Origin of the sequence: Thalassospira sp. A40-3, from assembly GCF_015871485.1 — a bacterium.
Lineage (GTDB): Bacteria > Pseudomonadota > Alphaproteobacteria > Rhodospirillales > Thalassospiraceae > Thalassospira > Thalassospira tepidiphila.
In genome coordinates, this window is record NZ_CP065428.1 from 2,927,501 (window position 1) to 2,944,310 (window position 16,810).

Below are 16,810 nucleotides of genomic sequence, written 5' to 3' on the forward strand. Positions count from 1 at the left end.
AAAACGGATCGAGGACCGCTATACGGCACGCTTTGGCTTTATCCTGAGATCAAGCTGCGTCGCGTTCAAACTGCAGCTTGGCCAAGCGCCCGTAAAGCGGGGAGCTTTCGAGCAGTTCCTGATGCGTCCCGACTGCTACTAGCTTGCCATCATCGATCACAGCAATCCGGTCTGCATGCAGAACCGTTGCCAAACGATGCGCAATCACGAGCGTGGTGCGCTCTTTCATGATGGTTTCAAGTGCCTTTTGAACAACCTGTTCACTTTCAGCATCCAGCGCGCTGGTGGCTTCATCCAGAAGCAGGATGGCCGGATTGCGCAGGATCGCGCGCGCAATGGCAATGCGTTGACGCTGACCGCCCGACAGGCGCACACCCTTTTCACCCAGGAAGGTATTAAAGCCATCTGGCAAGCGGTCAAGGAACTCGCTGGCGTGCGCGGCGTCAGCAGCCGCACGCACATCAGCATCACTTGCCCCCGGACGGCCATAACGGATGTTGTCCCAGGCACTGGCAGCAAAGATCACCGGATCCTGTGCGACAAGACCAATGCGTTCGCGCACCGCGACCGGATCGGCCGTCTTGATGTCGATCCCGTCAACTTTGATCACACCACTTGCCGGATCATAGAAGCGCAGCAGCAGCTGAAACACGGTGGTCTTGCCTGCACCCGAAGGGCCAACAAGTGCAACCGTTTCCCCCGGCTTGACCGACAGGCTGAGCCCCTCAAGAGCAGAGCGATCCGGACGGGCAGGATAATGGAAGGTAACGTTTTCGAAACTGACATGGCCCTGATGGGGTACTGGCAACGCGAAGGGGTTTTCCGGCGCCTTGATTTCAGGTTCAGTCGACAACAACGCAACAAGGCGCTCCGCCGCACCGGCCGCGCGTTGCAAATCACCTATCACTTCACTGATGGCGCCAACCGATCCGGCAACCACCACCGCATAGAAGACAAAGGCCGAAAGTTCCCCGGCCGAGATCGTGCCATCAAGCACATCATGACCACCAATCCACAGGATGGTGCCGACCGCACCAAACACCATGACGATAACAATCGCAGTCAGAAGGGCGCGGGCGGAAATACGCGCGACCGCCGTTCTGAAGGCCCCTTCGACATGGCCGCTGAAACGCTGGCTTTCGATTTCTTCGTGGGTATAGGCCTGCACCGTGCGCAGCGCATTGAGGGTTTCTTCGGAAAAGGCGCTGACGTCGGCTACTCTGTCTTGCGACTCTCGCGACAAACGCCGCACGCGTCGGCCGTATCCGACAATCGGAATGACCACCAACGGCACCACCAGCAAGACAAGGGCTGTGAGCTTGGGACTGGTGATGGCCAACATCGTCAGTCCCCCGACAAACATCAGGGCATTGCGAAGCGCGATCGAGACGCTTGAGCCAATGACGGCCTGAAGCAATGTGGTATCGGTTGTCAGGCGCGAAAGAACTTCACCGGTTCTTGTGACTTCAAAGAAGGCTGAGTCCAGTCGGATGATATGGCGGTACACGGCGGAACGGATATCGGCAACCACACGTTCCCCGATCCAGGAAACCAGGAAGAAGCGCATGTAACTTGCGCCCGCCAGCAACAGGGTTACCGCAAACAGAACGAACAATGCCCGGTCAAGAAGCGCGCCATCACCTTCGGCAAAGCCTTCGTCAACCAGCATGCGCAAGCCATTGCCAAGCGCAAGTACGGTGCCAGATGCTGTCACCAGTGCGATCAGCGCGCCGAACAGCTGCAAACGGTATTTTGTGACGAACGGGACAATGGCACGGAGCGACGAAAGGTTCCGGCTGGTTTCACGATCGGTAAGTTTTGCAGAAGAAGTCGGTGTACGCGCCAAGGCACTTTATTCCGTATGCAGTGGTAACCACGCGGCCGATATAAAGAGATCAGCCAAGATCAAGCTTGTTCCCGGTTTTGACAGCAAGATCAGCCGAAAGCTGATCATGGAGCGTGGTCGAACCGCGGGTCGAGGTCCAGGTTTCGTTGTCTTCATCAAAGTCATAGTGGCTTGCCCCACTGACTGGCGAAGAAAGCCAGACCTGACGGTTCGGACCATGCTTGTTGATGATGAATTGTTCGCCCGAATCGAGTTCGATGGTCAGGATGCCGGACTGCAGATCAACATCAAGGTCATCGCCCAAGGCATCATCAATAACATCAGACAGCGTTTCGATGGTTTCGTCTGCAAGCTGATGGAAGCGGGTTTCCTCAAGGGCCACAGTCATATTCTCCGTCTATCATCGGGGTCCAATGCCCCGGCAAGGCGACAATCAATTGTTGGCGCACCATACTATATAAAGAGGCCTGTGCAAGTATGCATAAGCACGGGTGCGAGAAAAGCTTGAAACATGGGTCAACCACTGTTAAACGACCGCCTGATCGCTACTGCACTCCCCTCATTTGGCGTTAATCGGATAATTACCGGTTACAGGGGTTGCGCGAGCCGATTTTTTACACTATACACCGCGCTTCAAATTCCGGAGTGATAGGCGATGAAAAAAGATATCCATCCCGATTACCATGAGATCACCGTTCAGATGACTGACGGCAGCACCTTCACCACGCAGTCGACCTGGGGCAATCCGGGCGATGTGTTGAAGCTCGACATCGATCCGAAAAGCCACCCGGCTTGGACTGGTGTTCACCGTCTTCTGGACAGCGGCGGGCAGCTTGCTAAGTTCAAAAAGCGCTTCGCTGGTTTCAATATCGGCAACTAAGCAAAGAACACGCTTCTGTGTTCTGTGGGATCAGCGCCCGTCGCATCTTCTTGATGCCGCGGGCGTTTTTCTTTGTCTAAACCCTGAATTTGCATAGCTGCCGACGGTAAAAAGCTATGGTTGGAACAACTCTTGGCTGTTATTGAGCATATCTGATGGTGATTTCGGCATTTTTTTGCCATAATCCCATTCGTTAGGATAAGGCGGCACCGATTCTGCTGCCCTGTTCTGCTTGCACGCATGATCAGGCTCTTAGATGAATCAAGTGACAGCACGTAACCAGGTTAGCTATGAGGTCTATGTTAAAGACCGTTCAGGCCGGTGGCAGATCCACGGTCACTTTACTGGTGCGCAAAGAAAGCAGGCAGAAGAAGAAGCCAAACAGATCGAGCGCGCGAATCACGTTTCAGGCGTGAAAGTCATTCGCGAGGTTTACGACCACGCAACCAACAGCTCTGACGAGTATGTGATTTATGAAACGCGCGGTCAGGGCAGACTGGAAAACACCAACCCGCAGGCAAAGCCAAAGCGGTCAGCCCCACCCAAGGCCGATGCCCAGCGTCCTGCCCCCGCCCCAATGATACCAAAGGCAGATACATCTGCCGACAAGCCCAACGATGAGGCACCTGCGAGCGAGAAGAAGCCCGCTATTGCTCGCCCGTCTGCATCGGTTGCAGAAAGCCAGACCCTTATTGGTCTTGGCCTTAAGATGATGGTGGCCTTCTGTGTTGCGATTGCGGTTGGCCTTGCCACCATGTTGCTTGCTGCCAAGGGGCTTGAATTCCTGCCGGGAATGGGGCTCAAGATCAGTCAGGGCTTTTATGACAAGGCCAACTTCCTGTCCTTCACCGTTGGTTTTTTGGCCAGCGTCGTACCGATGCTGATGGCGCTGACCAAAAAGTTCAAGGGACGTGCCCGCAGATCTTCGATGGCGTCTTTTCGTTCGACAGGTTCCAAAACGGCCCGCACTGGTAATCGCACGGGCAACACACAGGGATCTGGTTCGGATGTGCGCCGCAAGTCAGCCGCAGAAATGGCGGCCGAAATGGCCCGTGAGGATGGTGACACGGACGTAGAGGTCGCAGAAGACGCGCAGGACGACACACCGGCAGAGGCCACACCGGAGCCGATTGACGATACGCCCGAAAAACCGTTGGTCGAAACACGCGAAATGCGGGCGACACGTGAACAGATGCGCGACTTCATCACCGGATCGATCGAAGCCATTCAGCGTAAAGTGACCTCGCTTGATGCCTATCACAAGTTTGGCGTTAACCTTTATGTCGCCGGGGCCTGTGACGCATGCAGTGAAAAACACGCACTGGATCAAAAAGACGGGCGCGTCATTTTGCGGGATTGCATTTCGGCTATGGGCGCGAACAAAAGCATGGCCGAGACTTTCTGCAAGAATGTCGACGACTATATTCTTGAGCCGAAATACAAGGATATGTATGGCGCGGGCCGCCAGTCGATGGACGCCTATATCAAAGATGAAAAGAGCATCACGTCATCGGTTGCCAAAGCAATCAATGACTGGAGCGACAAGCCCGCGGCAGGTCCACAAGGTGCCGGTGGCAAAAAGCTTCATGCCCTGATGTTTACCGACATCGTCAATTCCACAGCCAAGACCCAGGAACTGGGGGATCATGGCGCACAGCAGATGGTGCATATCCATAACCAGATCGTGCGCACGGCCCTGATCAACAATTATGGCAAGGAAGTCAAACATATGGGCGACGGCATCATGGCCGTGTTCCCATCCTCGGCGAGTTCGGTAGAGGCCGCCATTGAAATCCAGAAGAACATGGCGTCCCACAATGCCAGCCAGGATCTGAAATTCCAGATCCGTATCGGCATCAATGCCGGTGAAGCCATTGCCGAGGAAAACGACCTGTTTGGCAGTGTGGTGCAGCTTGCCGCGCGTGTCTGTGCGCAAGCAGGCGGTGACGAAACACTGGTTTCGGAAAACGTCAAGAATACCTATAGCGGCAGTCGGGCAAGCTTTGTCTCGCAAGGCACACGCCAGATGAAGGGCTTTGCCGACCCGATTGAGGTCTTTCAGGTTCAAGCCCGCAGCTGAGCTTTGCGCGCTCCCCCCTATATCCCGTGATCACCAGAATGCGCCATGCGCGGTCATCAACCCACAGCGCTGCAACCAGTCCTGGGCAAAAACAATGTTCGGGTAAGGCTGAGATCTATTAGCCGTTGCAGCGTGCGGCGACCTGCAATTCCATACGGGCGGCGCGCATATAAAGTGAATGGGCGCGCCCCATCAGGTCGAGAAGACCGGGCGAGAGAAAACCATATTCCTCGTGCGGATTGACCGTACAGACCCGAAGATCGACCATCAGATCATCAATATCGACAGCCTCATCCCAAGGGATTTCCCCCGCTTCAACAGCGCGCACGGCAAGAAGCCACGCCATTGCCCGTATCAATCGCGTGGTCATGCGCATCTCTTCGACGCATTGTGCAACGGCTTCGCGACTGCCCTGTTTCTTGCTTTGGCCACGATGGGCGGAAAGGTAATTCCGTGCCTCTATCAGCAGTGTGAAGGCTTCATCGTAGGTACGCGAAAAATGAACAACCGAGAAATTGCTTTGATACGACGCCGCCTTTGACGTCGGGGGATGTTCGTGAGTCATCCTGAATATATTGGGAAGGTTTTGAGCGGCTTCAAGACGGGAATTGCGCAAATAGAAAGACCGCCCACTTTCGGGGCGGTCTCACCTCAACCTGCTAAACTTGCCGGACTTTTTTTGGTTTTGTTTTTGTTGTGTGCGAACTTTAGCCAGCGCTTAAGAGGCGGTCAAGGCTATTCATGGCACAAATGTGACAATACGTATTAACCCGTACCTTTTTGCAGATTAATACGGGCACGCAGATGCGCACTGCCTTAATTGGCAGGCCACTAAGTCGCTAAAAATCAATCACAAAGAAAAAGAACCGCCCAAAAAAGGGCGGCTCAGTTTAACAGGGAGGCATCGAAACATCACGTTCGACAAGAGAGCCATCAGATGACCCTCTATTCCACATATAAGACGGCAAGTTTAATTTTCAATTAACCGCAGGTTTAAAAAAACCATCCTCACGTCTAGTAATCGAACATGCCGCTCCGAAGCATCCAGATGGGGTTTCAGCTCTTGAACAATGCTTCTGCACCTTCGGTCACACCTTTGCGGTGTTCGAGCGTCTCATCCACATGTTTAATTTCACGCTCCAGCGCTGCGCGATAGTCTTTGAGACTGGTGATCGACATTCCTTCAAGATTGCGCGGCAAGCCAAATTCACCCGATTTGAGAACAGCAAACTCTTCTTCGTCCACAATCATCCTCCATTATTCCCTGTCAGGTCAGGGGCATTGAATTTCCTTCATGTCCTAGATAGGTATAAAACGCAGTTTTCGCCAACGAGGTCCCGATGTCCAATCCAGAATTTCCCAAAAAGATGAAAGCCGTCGAGATCACGAAAGACACCGACACCCCTGCCCTTGTGCTGGGTAATGTCGCTGTGCCGGACCATGGCCCGGATGATGTCTTGGTGCGGGTTGCGGCAAGTGGGGTGAATAGACCGGACCTGATGCAAGTTGTCGGCATGTACCCGCCCCCGCCCGGTGCATCGGAAATCCCTGGGCTTGAACTGTCGGGCGAAATTGTTGCCGTTGGATCAAACGTCACCGACTGGAAATGCGGGGATAAGGTTTGCGCACTGGTTACCGGCGGAGGCTACGCCCAATATGCCGCAGTACCAGCGGCGCAATGCCTGCCGGTGCCCAACGGCATGTCCATGACAGCCGCCGCCGGGGTTCCGGAAACCTTTTTCACGGTCTGGCATAACGTCTTTGACAAGGCACAGCTGAAGGCGGGCGAGACATTTCTGGTGCATGGTGGCACATCAGGGATCGGCACCACCGCCATCCAGCTTGCCAAGGCATTTGGCGCCAGGGTGATTGCCACCGCGGGCACAGACGAAAAATGTCAGGCCTGCCGTGACCTGGGGGCAGATGTTGCGATCAACTACAAGGCCCAGGACTTTGTCGAAGAGGTCAAAGCCGCAACCGATGGCAAAGGCGCAGATGTTATTCTGGATATGGTCGCAGGCGACTATGTTAGCCGGAATTTCAAGGCAGCTGCCTTTGAAGCGCGCATTCTGATCATTGCCTTTTTGCGCGGACCCAAGGCGGAAACCAACTTTACCCCGCTGTTGCTCAAACGTCTGACACTGATGGGATCAACATTGCGTGCGCAGCCGGTCGCCAACAAAGGCGCAATTGCCACTTCGTTGCGCAAAAAAGTCTGGCCGCTTCTGGAATCCGCTCAGATCGCGCCCGTAGTTTACAAGACCTTCGCTCTTGAACAGGCATCGGAGGCACATGCCACATTGAAGGGTGGCGCACACATCGGAAAAGTGATACTGGAAGTCGACTGATCGCGTTTGGACGAAGGTCTGATAAGTTTTATCTGACCGATCCAAGGCAACATTGCTATGCTTGCGGTCCTGAAAGAAATATTCTTTTCAGAACACCGCAACAGATTGTTGCATTTACCCGCACATTGATCGAAAAGAACGCAATGGCGGATCCGATGATGCGCAGCAACCCCGGCGGTTGACCTTGCTGCATTGCCGGACCACCTAAAGAGATTATATTCTGGGGCAGACATTCCCGCGCTTTTTGGGCCTTATACCCATCGCCGGTCTCCAGAGAGAAAGAAGGAAACAGGAGGAAATATGGCACAGCCCCTCATGCCCAAAGCAACCGCTGTATGGCTTATCGACAATACCGGCTTGTCGTTCCGGCAGATTGCTGCCTTTACCGAACTCCATGAGCTTGAAATTCAGGCCATTGCAGACGGCGACGTCGGCCAGGGTATCGTTGGCCTCGATCCGGTTGCCAATGGTCAGCTGACCAAAGAAGAAATCGCGCGTTGCGAAAAAGACCCGCGCGAATTCCTGAAAATGGCGAAATCCGACCTGCCGCGCCCGCGCGCGCAGTCGAAGGGTGCACGCTATACCCCGGTTTCCAAACGTCAGGATCGCCCGAATGCGATTGCATGGCTTCTCAAACACCATCCGGAACTTTCCGATGCGCAGGTTTGCAAGCTGATCGGTACCACCAAGGACACCATTGGCAAGATCCGTGATCGTTCGCACTGGAACTCGGCCAACCTGACGCCGCGTAACCCGGTGACCATGGGCCTTTGCACTGAGCTTGACCTTGAAAAACAGGTCGTGATTGCCCGCTCGAAGAACCCGGAAAAGATCGCCAAGGATGTCGAGCCGGATCCGCTGCCCGAAGAACTGCAGATCAATCCGGAACCGGATTATCCGGGCAAGAAAAAGGACGAGAAGAAAGACGAGCCGAAAACTTCCGATTACATGGAAGCGGCCGAAAACCTCTTCAAATCCTGATCGAATTTCAAAGGTCGCCCACCGGGCGGCCTTTTTCGTTGGGGTTTACGTCCTGCTTGCGTAAGGTTTGTTTCATAGTATTGCCGCGAAACGGTAACGCAACCGACACGGTGGCGACATACCATTCGGCTGCTTTTCAAATGAACAACACCAAAGACACGTTTCCATGCAAAAACGCCCAACCGAACGCCAGGCAGGCATTGTCGAACTTGTCCGTGCTGACGGCTTTCGCACCATCGAACAACTTGCAGAACGCTTTGACGTCACCCCGCAAACCATCCGGCGTGACGTGAATGCGCTGTGCGATGAGGGCCTGCTCCGCCGTCGCCACGGCGGTGTTGAACCATCGCTTGAGCATGAAAACATCGCCTATCGGGCGCGCAAAGTTCTGAACGTCAATGACAAACGCAAGATCGCGGCCCTGGTGGCGCGCGAAATTCCCAACGGGGCGTCGCTGTTCTTTTCGATTGGTACCACCCCGGAACTTGTTGCCAATGCGCTGTTGCAACATCGCGATCTTCGGATTTTCACCAATAACCTGAATGTCGCCTATGTCGCGGCCACCAATGACAGCTTTGAGGTGACCCTGATTGGCGGGCGTCTGCGCAACCGTGACCGCGATGTTCTGGGGCCTGAGGTCGAGGCGTTCTTTAACAGCTACAAGGTTGATTACGGCATCTTTGGCGTTGGCGGGATTGATCCGGATGGCAGCCTTCTTGATTTCGATGAACAGGAAGTCCGCGCCCGATCTGCCATCCTGAAAAATGCCCGGAAATCCTATCTGGTTGCCGATCACACAAAGTTTGGACGCAACGCCGTTGTCCGCGGCGGCTCCATCCGCGATGTCAGCGCGTTCTTCACCGATTGCCCGCCGCCGGATCATATCGCCGAAATGATCACGACGGCTGGTGTGGCGCTTCACGCGCCGGAGCCGGATGCAGATTTCCCAACCTTCTTCATTTCTGAAGAAGACTGACCGGTTTACGGATCAGTTTTGCGCCTGTCAGCGGCTGCTTTCAGGCTATTGCAGACAGCCTGCAGCCCCGGTGTCAGATTTTTGTCGCGACGCATGATGAGCGCCAGTTCGCGCACGAGTGGCGGTGACAACGGGCGGGTCTTTATGGGAAATTGGGTTCGATCTGGTCTTGCGCCCATTTCGGGCAGGATCGTCGCACCGATGCCTGCCCCGACAAGTTCCCTGATCGCCTCCACACTGCCGAGTTCCATGACCGAACGACCATTAACCCCGGATTTGCGCAACCAATCATCGACCAATGTGCGCGTCAATCCCCCGCGTTCATAAAGCACCAGTGGCATCGCTTCCAGATCGGCAGGGCGAATAACATCCCCGACATCGGCATCCGCGTGAAAGATTGCGACAAACGGATCGGTCATGATCGGCGTCACCGAAAGGCTCCGCCCGGTGCATGGCATGGTCACAAGGCCGACATCGAGCTTGTTATCCTCAATCGCACGAACGATATCGCCAGCATTGCCAGTACGAACCATGATTTCGAGTTTTGGGAAGCTGCGTTGAAGCTTTTCAAGAATTGCCGGCAGGAAATAGATACAGGCCGTCGCCCCGGTTCCGATCCGCACGCGACCGGCTGCACCACTTGAAAATCCGGCCACGGCGTCCTCGGCGGCGCGCACAGACGCATCTATGTCACTGATATGGGCCAAAAGGGCCAACCCCGCCGGTGTGGCCTCGGCACGTTTGCCAACGCGTTCAATCAATTTGACACCCATGCGGGTTTCAAGCTGACGCACCTGTTGGCTGATGGCAGGCTGACTAAGATTAAGCTTATCGGCTGCGGCAGAAAAACTTCCCAGTGCGACAACATCGGCAAAGGCATGAAGCTGATCAAGGTTAAGTGCACGCATACCAAACTTTTCCTTATGCTAGGCATAATTTATCAAAGCTAAACTTATGCTGCATTTGGGCGTAATGTCAGCTCAAACATCATCATGCCGGATAAAAAACATGCCTTTGAACACCCCGACCAAAGACGTTGCCACAGCCCTGTTGCCAAACATCACCATCCGAGACGCCGCGCTTGACGACATCCCGGCCATCACGGCGATTTATCGCCACCATGTTCAGCATGGCACGGCATCGTTTGAGGAAACGGCACCTGACGAGGCCGAAATTGCCAATCGGTTCGCCGCCATTCGCGATAAAGGCCTGCCCTATCTTGTTGCCGTCCGCAGCAATACTATTGTTGGCTACTGTTATGCTGGCACCTATCGCCCACGCACGGCCTATCGCCATACGGTCGAAAATTCGATCTATGTGGCCCATGATTGCGTCGGAAAAGGGGTTGGCAGTCTTCTGATGGCGGCCCTGATTAAACGATGCGAAGAGGGCCCGTGGCGCCAAATGGTTGCCGTGATCGGAGATAGTGCGAACAAGGCGTCGATCAGCCTGCATCAACGCCATGGCTTTGAAATGGTCGGCACGTTTAAAAAGGTCGGCTACAAGTTTGACCGCTGGCTTGATTCGGTCCTGATGCAACGGCCACTTGGCGACGACAGCCCGATCATTCCCAAAACTTGATCCCAAAAAAGCACCCGCTTTTGAAAGCAAAAGCGGGTGCAAGGATGCTCCGTTAAGTTGGGAGCGGGAGTTTGCATCTGTGATGGACGGGTCTATCTATTTTGCATAACCGATTTCTTTGAGGACCTCGGCGATTTCGGGAAGGATTGCCGGATCATCAATCGTTGCCGGGGTGTTATAGCTTTCACCATCGGCGATGGAACGCATGGTCTTGCGCAGGATCTTGCCCGATCGGGTCTTGGGCAGGCGTTCGACCACAGTTGCCTTCTTGAATGCCGCCACCGGTCCAATCTGATCGCGGACCATGGCAACGACTTCGGCCAAGATCGCGTCATGCGGGCGGGTGACCCCGGACTTCAACACGATGAAGCCCAGCGGCAATTGCCCCTTAAGATCATCATGCACACCAATGACCGCGCATTCGGCGACATCAGGATGGCTTGAGAGGACTTCTTCCATGCCCCCGGTCGACAGGCGATGCCCGGCAACGTTGATGATGTCGTCAGTGCGCGACATGACGTAGATGTAGCCATCTTCGTCAATAAAGCCGGCATCCCCCGTGGCATAAAAGCCCGGGAATTCTTCAAGATAGGATGACTTGAACCGGTCATCATTCTGCCAAAGGGTCGGAAGCGTTCCCGGTGGTAGCGGCAATTTGGCGGCAAGCGCGCCAATCTGACCACGTTCAAGCGGCTTTCCGGCCTCGTCGAGAACCTGTACATCCCAACCGCAGGCTGCCACCGTTGGCGAGCCATACTTGATCGGAAGCAATTCAATCCCGCGCGGATTGGCACAAATCGACCAGCCGGTTTCAGTCTGCCACCAGTGGTCAATCACCGGCACACCAAGGCTGTTTTCCGCCCATTGCAGGGTATCGGGGTCCGAACGTTCACCGGCCAGATACAGCGCCTTAAGGCTGCCAAGGTCATAGTTGGCCATATGCGCGGCCTTGGGGTCATCGCGTTTGATCGCACGGAATGCCGTCGGTGCGGTAAACAGCACCTTGACCTTGTGCTGGGAAATTACCCGCCAGAACGCCCCGGCATCCGGCGTTCCGACCGGTTTGCCTTCATACATCACCGTCGTACAACCGGCCAGAAGCGGCGCGTAAACGATATAGGAATGGCCAACCACCCAGCCAACGTCCGACGCCGCCCAGTAAACGTCACCGGCATCGACATCATAAATGTTCTTCATCGACCAGTTGAGGGCCACCATATGCCCGCCATTGTCGCGGACAACGCCCTTGGGCTGGCCGGTCGTGCCGGACGTGTAAAGGATATAAAGCGGATCGGTGGCATCAACCGGGACGCAGTCAGACGGTGCGGCCTTCGCACATTCCACTTCCCAGTCGTAATCACGACCATCCATCAGCAACGCATCGCTTTGTGGCCGCTGGAACAGAATGACGCTTTCGGGTTTGTGATCCGCCATGGCGATGGCTTTATCGAGCAGCGGTTTATATTCAATGACGCGCGATCCTTCGATGCCGCAGCTTGCGGTCAGGATCAGTTTTGGTTTGGCGTCATTGATGCGGGTCGCCAGTTCGTTGGATGCAAAACCGCCAAACACGACAGAATGGATCGCGCCGATCCGCGCACAGGCAAGCATCGCCATCGCCGCCTGCGGGATCATCGGCATATAGATGATCACCCGATCGCCCTTGGTCACCCCGCGCGCATGCAATGCCCCGGCAAGGCGGGCGACATCGTCGCGCAGATGGGAATAGGTGAATGTCTGAACCGTATTGGTGACCGGACTGTCATAAATCAGGGCTGCCTGATCACCCCGGCCATTTTCAATGTGACGATCAAGTGCGTTATAGCAGGTATTGACCTTGCCACCGACAAACCAGCGGTAAAACGGTGCGTTGCTGTCATCGAGAACGCGATCCCATTTCTTGTACCAGGAAATGTTTTCAGCAGCTTCTGCCCAAAAGCCTTCCTTGTCGGCGATCGAACGTTCGTAGATTTCCTGATAGCGACCGGTCATTGGTGAAATACCCTCCCGCGGCGTTTGGTCTGGCGTCGAATTCGGACGCATGCGGAGCTATATGCTCGTAAATCGGCATCATAATACCGATTTAATTTACACATACCCCTTAGACATTGGTAGCGCCCTGTAATCCTTGGTTTCTGCGGATTACAATTACTCAAAACAGATACGTGGTTGATCCCCTCAGTCAGGGATTTCGTATCTGTTTGCAGCTATATGATGAATGTGGGAAGTTGCCCGTGATTTTGAAGTGCAGACATAAAGTTGCCGCCTCAAGCGTGGGCGTTAAGATGAGGCGGCAAAAGCAAGAGTTAGGAAATCTTTGAGGTCGTCAAACCGTTCGCATGGGGGATCGCGTGTTCTTGATCACGCGTTTGGCCATGCCACAACGGCTAATGGGTTATTCGGTTTATCTCGTCCTTGATTTCAAGCTTGCGGCGTTTAATGTCTGCAACAACGGAATCGTTGGGCGCCGGGCGGCGCGTCTCGAGGTGGAGTTCCTGCTCTAGTGCAGCATGTTTGGCAGTTAGAGCTTCGATATGGCTTTGAACGCTCATTCGCCTACTCCTTATATCTGACATTGCCCACAACAAGATGGTATTAATTTCGTAACATGATTTCCAGTGTTTCGATCAGAAACGTGAACAAGAACACAGCCCGGCAAGGATTGGCATGACGCAAAAAGATCGACTTATCATTGGCATAACCGGCGCATCGGGTGTGATTTACGGCATACGTTTTTTACAGTTGCTGAAAAATACGCCAATCGAGACTCATCTGGTTCTTTCCAAAGCAGCCGAGCGCACCATCGCCTATGAGACCGATTTTAAAATCCGCGAAATCAAGGAGATGGCTGACGTTGTCCATGACAATGCCGATATCGGTGCATCGATTGCGTCGGGTTCCTTTCGCGCCCGCGGTATGATCATTGCCCCCTGCTCGATGAAGTCTCTGGCCGAGGTCGCAAGCGGAGTCGCAGATAATCTGATCGCGCGTGCCGCCGACGTGATCCTTAAAGAGCGTAAGCGTCTTGTCCTGATGGCGCGTGAAACACCGCTTCATGCCGGCCATATCCGCAACATGGCGCTGGCCACGGAAAACGGCGCAATCATTGCCCCGCCGGTTCCGGCATTCTATGCCCGGCCGCAATCACTTGATGAAATGGTGACACAAAGCTGCGGACGGATTCTTGATCTGTTTGAGATTGATCTGCCCGAAACAGCCCGCTGGGGCGATACCGAGGCCGCCAACCCAATCCCGGTCACCGGCAAACCCAAAACACGCGAATAGAATAACCGCGCGCTAGGCGATCCCCATCATCCGGGTCAGGTCGCCAAGCGCCTTGTCACAAGCCTGCTGATCCAACGCGAACCGGTTGGGGGACAAATAGGCATGGGCGGCGGCCATCCGATCATCACTCGGCACGGTTTCAACCGCTTCGCACAGGATGTGCTGTTCTATGCGTTCGGCCTGCAATTCGTCTGATTTGACCTTCTGGCGCAATTCCTGTGCACTGATGCGCGGATCATCGCGCAGGTGTCGCCGTGTCTGGCGCAGTGGCTTGATCACGTTTTCGCGCCAGTCGCGCACAGATGCCTCAAGTGCTGAAATGCTTAGTGGTGCCAATCCCTTCTGACCCAGAAAGAACATGAAAAGCAGCATGTTCACATCAAGGTCACAACGTTCCTGAAGATCAAGGCACATCTTGGCGACGCCATCGCGACCATACATCGCGACCGTAAAGGCCCAGACTTCTTCCTGATCCATTCCCAACCTGCTGTGTTTTTATTGGATATCAAACGGTTTTGGCCGTTCTGGCGACTTTCGGCGGATGCCCCATATAGGCGCCAAGCCCCTTGGCGGTCGAGACCATCGTGCCTTGGGTATCAACAAGCCGCGGGCCGACAATAACATCTTCCATCGCAACATCGACGACTTTGCGCTGTTGCCAGGCGCAGACACGATCAAATTTCTTTTCTGCGATCAAATCCACCGCATGCACCCCAAAGGCCGATGCAATCACACGGTCACGCGGCGATGGTGTGCCACCCCGCTGGACATGCCCCAACACCGTCACACGGGTTTCCCAGCCGGTGCGTGCGCCAAGCTCGTCGGCAAGCCAATGGCCGATGCCGCCATAACGGACTTTCTGGCCATCATCGCCAAGGGTTACCGCCGATCCATCATCACGTTTGACCGCCTCGGCAACGATCACCAGCGCATGGTTGCGGCCGCTTTTGCGGATATTGAGGCAATGCTGGCTAAGCTCATCAAGATCATAATCCATTTCCGGGATCAGGATGACATCCGCCCCGCCCGCAACCCCGGCGAACAAGGCAATATGTCCGGCATCACGGCCCATGACCTCAAGGATCATGATCCGTTCATGGGATGCCGCGGTGGGTTGCAACCGATCAAGGGCGTCGGTTGCGACATTCACCGCCGTGGTAAAGCCAATGGAATATTCCGTCTGGGCAAGGTCGTTATCAACCGTCTTGGGGATCCCCACCAGATTGATGCCGCCCATCTTGGCCAAACGATGCAGGATCGCCATGCTGCCATCGCCGCCAATGCCAATCAGGGCATCAAGGCCAAGCTTGTGATAGCCTTCAATGACTTCGCTTGATCGGTCGGCAAAGCTGCCATCAGGCATCGGATAATGGAACGGATCGCCCTTGTTCACCGTGCCAAGGATCGTACCGCCAAGGCGCAACAACCCGTCACTATTGACCTGATCATTAAGGTCAATGGCCTGGGGCGGGTCCTGCATCAGGCCATGGGTTCCCTGACGAATACCGACAACATCCCAGCCATAGCCAAGAACCGCACCGCGGACCACCGCAAGAATAACCGCGTTCAATCCGGCGCAATCACCGCCACTGGTCAAAACTCCGATGCGCATTTGTTTCCTTCCCGATCGTGGCAAATTTGTTTTACAGGGTGGTACAAATCATATGGGTTGCCAACATGATATCTGGTATTATCACTGTCCCCTCGCATTGGTTATTAAGCTGGATCAAAAATGGACGAAATCAATCAGATCGAGATTGAAAAGAGACTTCTTTCGCTCCGCGAGGAACACCGTGATCTGGACGTCGCCATCGAACAAATGGTTCAGGCCCCCCATCATGATCAACTGCGTCTTGGCCGCATGAAAAAGCGCAAATTGGCCTTAAAGGACGAAATCCTTTATATCGAGTCGCAGCTGGTCCCAGACATTATCGCCTGATTTGCCACCGGCCACGCCAAAATCTGCCAGATGAAAATGGGAAGTAATCAGATGCCCTGCGGAATGCGATCCAGCCGGGCCAGATACATTTCCTTGTGCGCACGCAGGGCCGCATCTGTCGCCTGAAGGGCCGAGGCCGGTGTATCACCGCTTTGCGCATGATAAAGCCCGAAGACCGGGACAACCGGGATCGGTTTGCCTTTGTGCGTATAAGGATGTTGATCAAGCCATCTGGTGATGGCGTCAACGCGTTGCCAGATATCTTCCTCGTCAACGTTATACATCAGGGCCGCAAAGTCATTGCAGCCGAGATATCCCAGATGATGCGGCGCCATGATAAAATCAGCCATGATGCGCCGGACATAGTTAAACAGGCCTTCTTTGCAATCCTGCCCGTGAAGTTGCAGGATGTCGTCAAGATTGGCCAATTCGCACATCAACACCATGCGGCTTGTCCGATCCGCGCCAACCAGTGACATTTCGTTTTCAAGGATCTGCATGAAGGCCTGTCGGCTGATCGCGCCGGTAAAGGGATCGCGGCCTTCATTGCGGGCCAGATGAGTCTGGCGTTGCTTCAGTTCGTTGAGATTTTCGGTCAGGCCATTGATGCGCACCATCAGGCGACCTATCGCCTGTTCTACCGCAGGTGTCACCTGTTGGTCGGGAATACCCAGAACGTTTGCGATATCGGGGGTGTGATAGGGCGTCTTGTCGACCGCATCCGGTATGGCGTCAGTGTCGATATCAACCTGATGGTCCTGATTTGGCGCACGACGACGGCCCGCATCCTTGCCATATGCAAGAATCCCGTAAGGGCTTGATGGATATCGTCCATCCCCGCCCCCCATAGAGGGTGTCATTGATCCTGGTCTTGTGACTTTCATGTCTGACCTT

At 54.7% G+C, this 16,810-nt stretch carries 18 protein-coding genes and 1 pseudogene; 8 read left to right on the top strand and 11 right to left on the bottom strand.

Annotation, left to right across the window (positions count from 1 at the left end):
• Positions 1–49 precede the first annotated feature (49 nt).
• A complete protein-coding gene (locus IT893_RS13510; protein ID WP_197145471.1) occupies positions 50–1,846 on the bottom strand; it encodes an ABC transporter transmembrane domain-containing protein in 1,797 nt (598 codons plus the stop codon).
• Positions 1,847–1,895: 49 nt separating this feature from the next.
• Entirely contained in the window at positions 1,896–2,234 is a 339-nt protein-coding gene (cyaY, locus tag IT893_RS13515) for an iron donor protein CyaY (protein WP_063088989.1), read from the bottom strand.
• Positions 2,235–2,501: 267 nt separating this feature from the next.
• Between cyaY and rpmE the strand changes: the two genes are divergently transcribed.
• The gene (gene rpmE, locus IT893_RS13520) at positions 2,502–2,726 is read left to right on the top strand and encodes a 50S ribosomal protein L31 (RefSeq protein WP_008891651.1); all 225 of its coding nucleotides are present in this window, start codon (positions 2,502–2,504) and stop codon (positions 2,724–2,726) included.
• A gap of 256 nt (positions 2,727–2,982) precedes the next feature.
• A complete protein-coding gene (locus IT893_RS13525; protein WP_197145472.1) occupies positions 2,983–4,806 on the top strand; it encodes an adenylate/guanylate cyclase domain-containing protein in 1,824 nt (607 codons plus the stop codon).
• Between the two features lie 118 nt (positions 4,807–4,924).
• Here IT893_RS13525 and IT893_RS13530 read toward each other — a convergent pair whose 3' ends face one another.
• Both IT893_RS13530 and IT893_RS13535 read right to left on the bottom strand, forming a co-directional pair.
• Positions 4,925–5,371 (bottom strand): DUF1465 family protein, encoded by a 447-nt coding sequence (locus IT893_RS13530; protein ID WP_197145473.1) that lies wholly within the window; start codon positions 5,369–5,371, stop codon positions 4,925–4,927.
• A gap of 491 nt (positions 5,372–5,862) precedes the next feature.
• Entirely contained in the window at positions 5,863–6,057 is a 195-nt protein-coding gene (locus tag IT893_RS13535; RefSeq protein WP_063088987.1) for a DUF1192 family protein, read from the bottom strand.
• 89 nt (positions 6,058–6,146) lie between these two features.
• Between IT893_RS13535 and IT893_RS13540 the strand changes: the two genes are divergently transcribed.
• The 3 genes from IT893_RS13540 (at position 6,147) to IT893_RS13550 (ending at position 9,111) form a co-directional block, all read left to right on the top strand.
• Positions 6,147–7,154, top strand: a complete 1,008-nt coding sequence (locus tag IT893_RS13540; RefSeq protein ID WP_252723955.1) for an NAD(P)H-quinone oxidoreductase — start codon at positions 6,147–6,149, stop codon at positions 7,152–7,154.
• Positions 7,155–7,454: 300 nt separating this feature from the next.
• Positions 7,455–8,135 carry a DUF1013 domain-containing protein gene (locus tag IT893_RS13545; RefSeq protein ID WP_008891656.1) on the top strand — a complete coding sequence of 227 codons (681 nt, stop codon included), beginning with the start codon at positions 7,455–7,457 and terminating at the stop codon, positions 8,133–8,135.
• 166 nt (positions 8,136–8,301) lie between these two features.
• Positions 8,302–9,111 (top strand): DeoR/GlpR family DNA-binding transcription regulator, encoded by an 810-nt coding sequence (locus tag IT893_RS13550; protein WP_197145474.1) that lies wholly within the window; start codon positions 8,302–8,304, stop codon positions 9,109–9,111.
• A gap of 5 nt (positions 9,112–9,116) precedes the next feature.
• Here IT893_RS13550 and IT893_RS13555 read toward each other — a convergent pair whose 3' ends face one another.
• Entirely contained in the window at positions 9,117–9,788 is a 672-nt protein-coding gene (locus IT893_RS13555; protein WP_371810701.1) for a LysR family transcriptional regulator substrate-binding protein, read from the bottom strand.
• A 51-nt stretch (positions 9,789–9,839) separates the two neighbouring features.
• Positions 9,840–10,019 (bottom strand): annotated as a pseudogene (locus IT893_RS20310) (LysR family transcriptional regulator); the annotation flags it as partial.
• Positions 10,020–10,119: 100 nt separating this feature from the next.
• On the opposite strand from IT893_RS20310, the gene IT893_RS13560 reads away from it, so the two are divergent.
• Positions 10,120–10,692: a GNAT family N-acetyltransferase gene (locus IT893_RS13560; RefSeq protein ID WP_197145476.1), complete on the top strand. Its 573-nt coding sequence runs from the start codon at positions 10,120–10,122 to the stop codon at positions 10,690–10,692.
• 96 nt (positions 10,693–10,788) lie between these two features.
• Here the strand turns inward: IT893_RS13560 and IT893_RS13565 are convergent, their stop codons facing one another.
• A complete protein-coding gene (locus tag IT893_RS13565; protein WP_063088983.1) occupies positions 10,789–12,684 on the bottom strand; it encodes a propionyl-CoA synthetase in 1,896 nt (631 codons plus the stop codon).
• A gap of 395 nt (positions 12,685–13,079) precedes the next feature.
• Positions 13,080–13,244 carry a YdcH family protein gene (locus IT893_RS13570; protein ID WP_008891661.1) on the bottom strand — a complete coding sequence of 55 codons (165 nt, stop codon included), beginning with the start codon at positions 13,242–13,244 and terminating at the stop codon, positions 13,080–13,082.
• Between the two features lie 115 nt (positions 13,245–13,359).
• Between IT893_RS13570 and IT893_RS13575 the strand changes: the two genes are divergently transcribed.
• Positions 13,360–13,977, top strand: coding sequence for a UbiX family flavin prenyltransferase (locus IT893_RS13575; protein WP_064779464.1), 618 nt, complete (start codon positions 13,360–13,362; stop codon positions 13,975–13,977).
• Positions 13,978–13,989: 12 nt separating this feature from the next.
• On the opposite strand, the gene IT893_RS13580 is transcribed toward IT893_RS13575, so the two are convergent.
• Complete coding sequence (locus tag IT893_RS13580) at positions 13,990–14,454, bottom strand: TIGR02444 family protein (RefSeq protein WP_197145477.1); 465 nt, start codon at positions 14,452–14,454, stop codon at positions 13,990–13,992.
• Positions 14,455–14,482: 28 nt separating this feature from the next.
• On the bottom strand, positions 14,483–15,589 hold the full coding sequence (locus IT893_RS13585) for an ATP-dependent 6-phosphofructokinase (RefSeq protein ID WP_197145478.1): 1,107 nt from the start codon (positions 15,587–15,589) through the stop codon (positions 14,483–14,485).
• 120 nt (positions 15,590–15,709) lie between these two features.
• Between IT893_RS13585 and IT893_RS13590 the strand changes: the two genes are divergently transcribed.
• Positions 15,710–15,916: a YdcH family protein gene (locus tag IT893_RS13590; RefSeq protein WP_008891665.1), complete on the top strand. Its 207-nt coding sequence runs from the start codon at positions 15,710–15,712 to the stop codon at positions 15,914–15,916.
• Between the two features lie 47 nt (positions 15,917–15,963).
• On the opposite strand, the gene IT893_RS13595 is transcribed toward IT893_RS13590, so the two are convergent.
• Positions 15,964–16,776: a diguanylate cyclase domain-containing protein gene (locus IT893_RS13595; RefSeq protein ID WP_252723956.1), complete on the bottom strand. Its 813-nt coding sequence runs from the start codon at positions 16,774–16,776 to the stop codon at positions 15,964–15,966.
• Positions 16,777–16,810: the final 34 nt, after the last annotated feature.

Excerpts from the sequence above, each read along its gene's own strand:
- cyaY (WP_063088989.1), bottom strand. The coding sequence starts at position 2,234 with ATGACTGTGGCCCTTGAGGAAACCCGCTTCCATCAGCTTGCAGACGAA.
- rpmE (WP_008891651.1), top strand. The coding sequence starts at position 2,502 with ATGAAAAAAGATATCCATCCCGATTACCATGAGATCACCGTTCAGATG.
- IT893_RS13525 (WP_197145472.1), top strand. The coding sequence starts at position 2,983 with ATGAATCAAGTGACAGCACGTAACCAGGTTAGCTATGAGGTCTATGTT.
- IT893_RS13530 (WP_197145473.1), bottom strand. The coding sequence starts at position 5,371 with ATGACTCACGAACATCCCCCGACGTCAAAGGCGGCGTCGTATCAAAGC.
- IT893_RS13535 (WP_063088987.1), bottom strand. The coding sequence starts at position 6,057 with ATGATTGTGGACGAAGAAGAGTTTGCTGTTCTCAAATCGGGTGAATTT.
- IT893_RS13540 (WP_252723955.1), top strand. The coding sequence starts at position 6,147 with ATGTCCAATCCAGAATTTCCCAAAAAGATGAAAGCCGTCGAGATCACG.
- IT893_RS13545 (WP_008891656.1), top strand. The coding sequence starts at position 7,455 with ATGGCACAGCCCCTCATGCCCAAAGCAACCGCTGTATGGCTTATCGAC.
- IT893_RS13550 (WP_197145474.1), top strand. The coding sequence starts at position 8,302 with ATGCAAAAACGCCCAACCGAACGCCAGGCAGGCATTGTCGAACTTGTC.
- IT893_RS13560 (WP_197145476.1), top strand. The coding sequence starts at position 10,120 with ATGCCTTTGAACACCCCGACCAAAGACGTTGCCACAGCCCTGTTGCCA.
- IT893_RS13565 (WP_063088983.1), bottom strand. The coding sequence starts at position 12,684 with ATGACCGGTCGCTATCAGGAAATCTACGAACGTTCGATCGCCGACAAG.
- IT893_RS13570 (WP_008891661.1), bottom strand. The coding sequence starts at position 13,244 with ATGAGCGTTCAAAGCCATATCGAAGCTCTAACTGCCAAACATGCTGCA.
- IT893_RS13575 (WP_064779464.1), top strand. The coding sequence starts at position 13,360 with ATGACGCAAAAAGATCGACTTATCATTGGCATAACCGGCGCATCGGGT.
- IT893_RS13580 (WP_197145477.1), bottom strand. The coding sequence starts at position 14,454 with ATGGATCAGGAAGAAGTCTGGGCCTTTACGGTCGCGATGTATGGTCGC.
- IT893_RS13585 (WP_197145478.1), bottom strand. The coding sequence starts at position 15,589 with ATGCGCATCGGAGTTTTGACCAGTGGCGGTGATTGCGCCGGATTGAAC.
- IT893_RS13590 (WP_008891665.1), top strand. The coding sequence starts at position 15,710 with ATGGACGAAATCAATCAGATCGAGATTGAAAAGAGACTTCTTTCGCTC.
- IT893_RS13595 (WP_252723956.1), bottom strand. The coding sequence starts at position 16,776 with ATGACACCCTCTATGGGGGGCGGGGATGGACGATATCCATCAAGCCCT.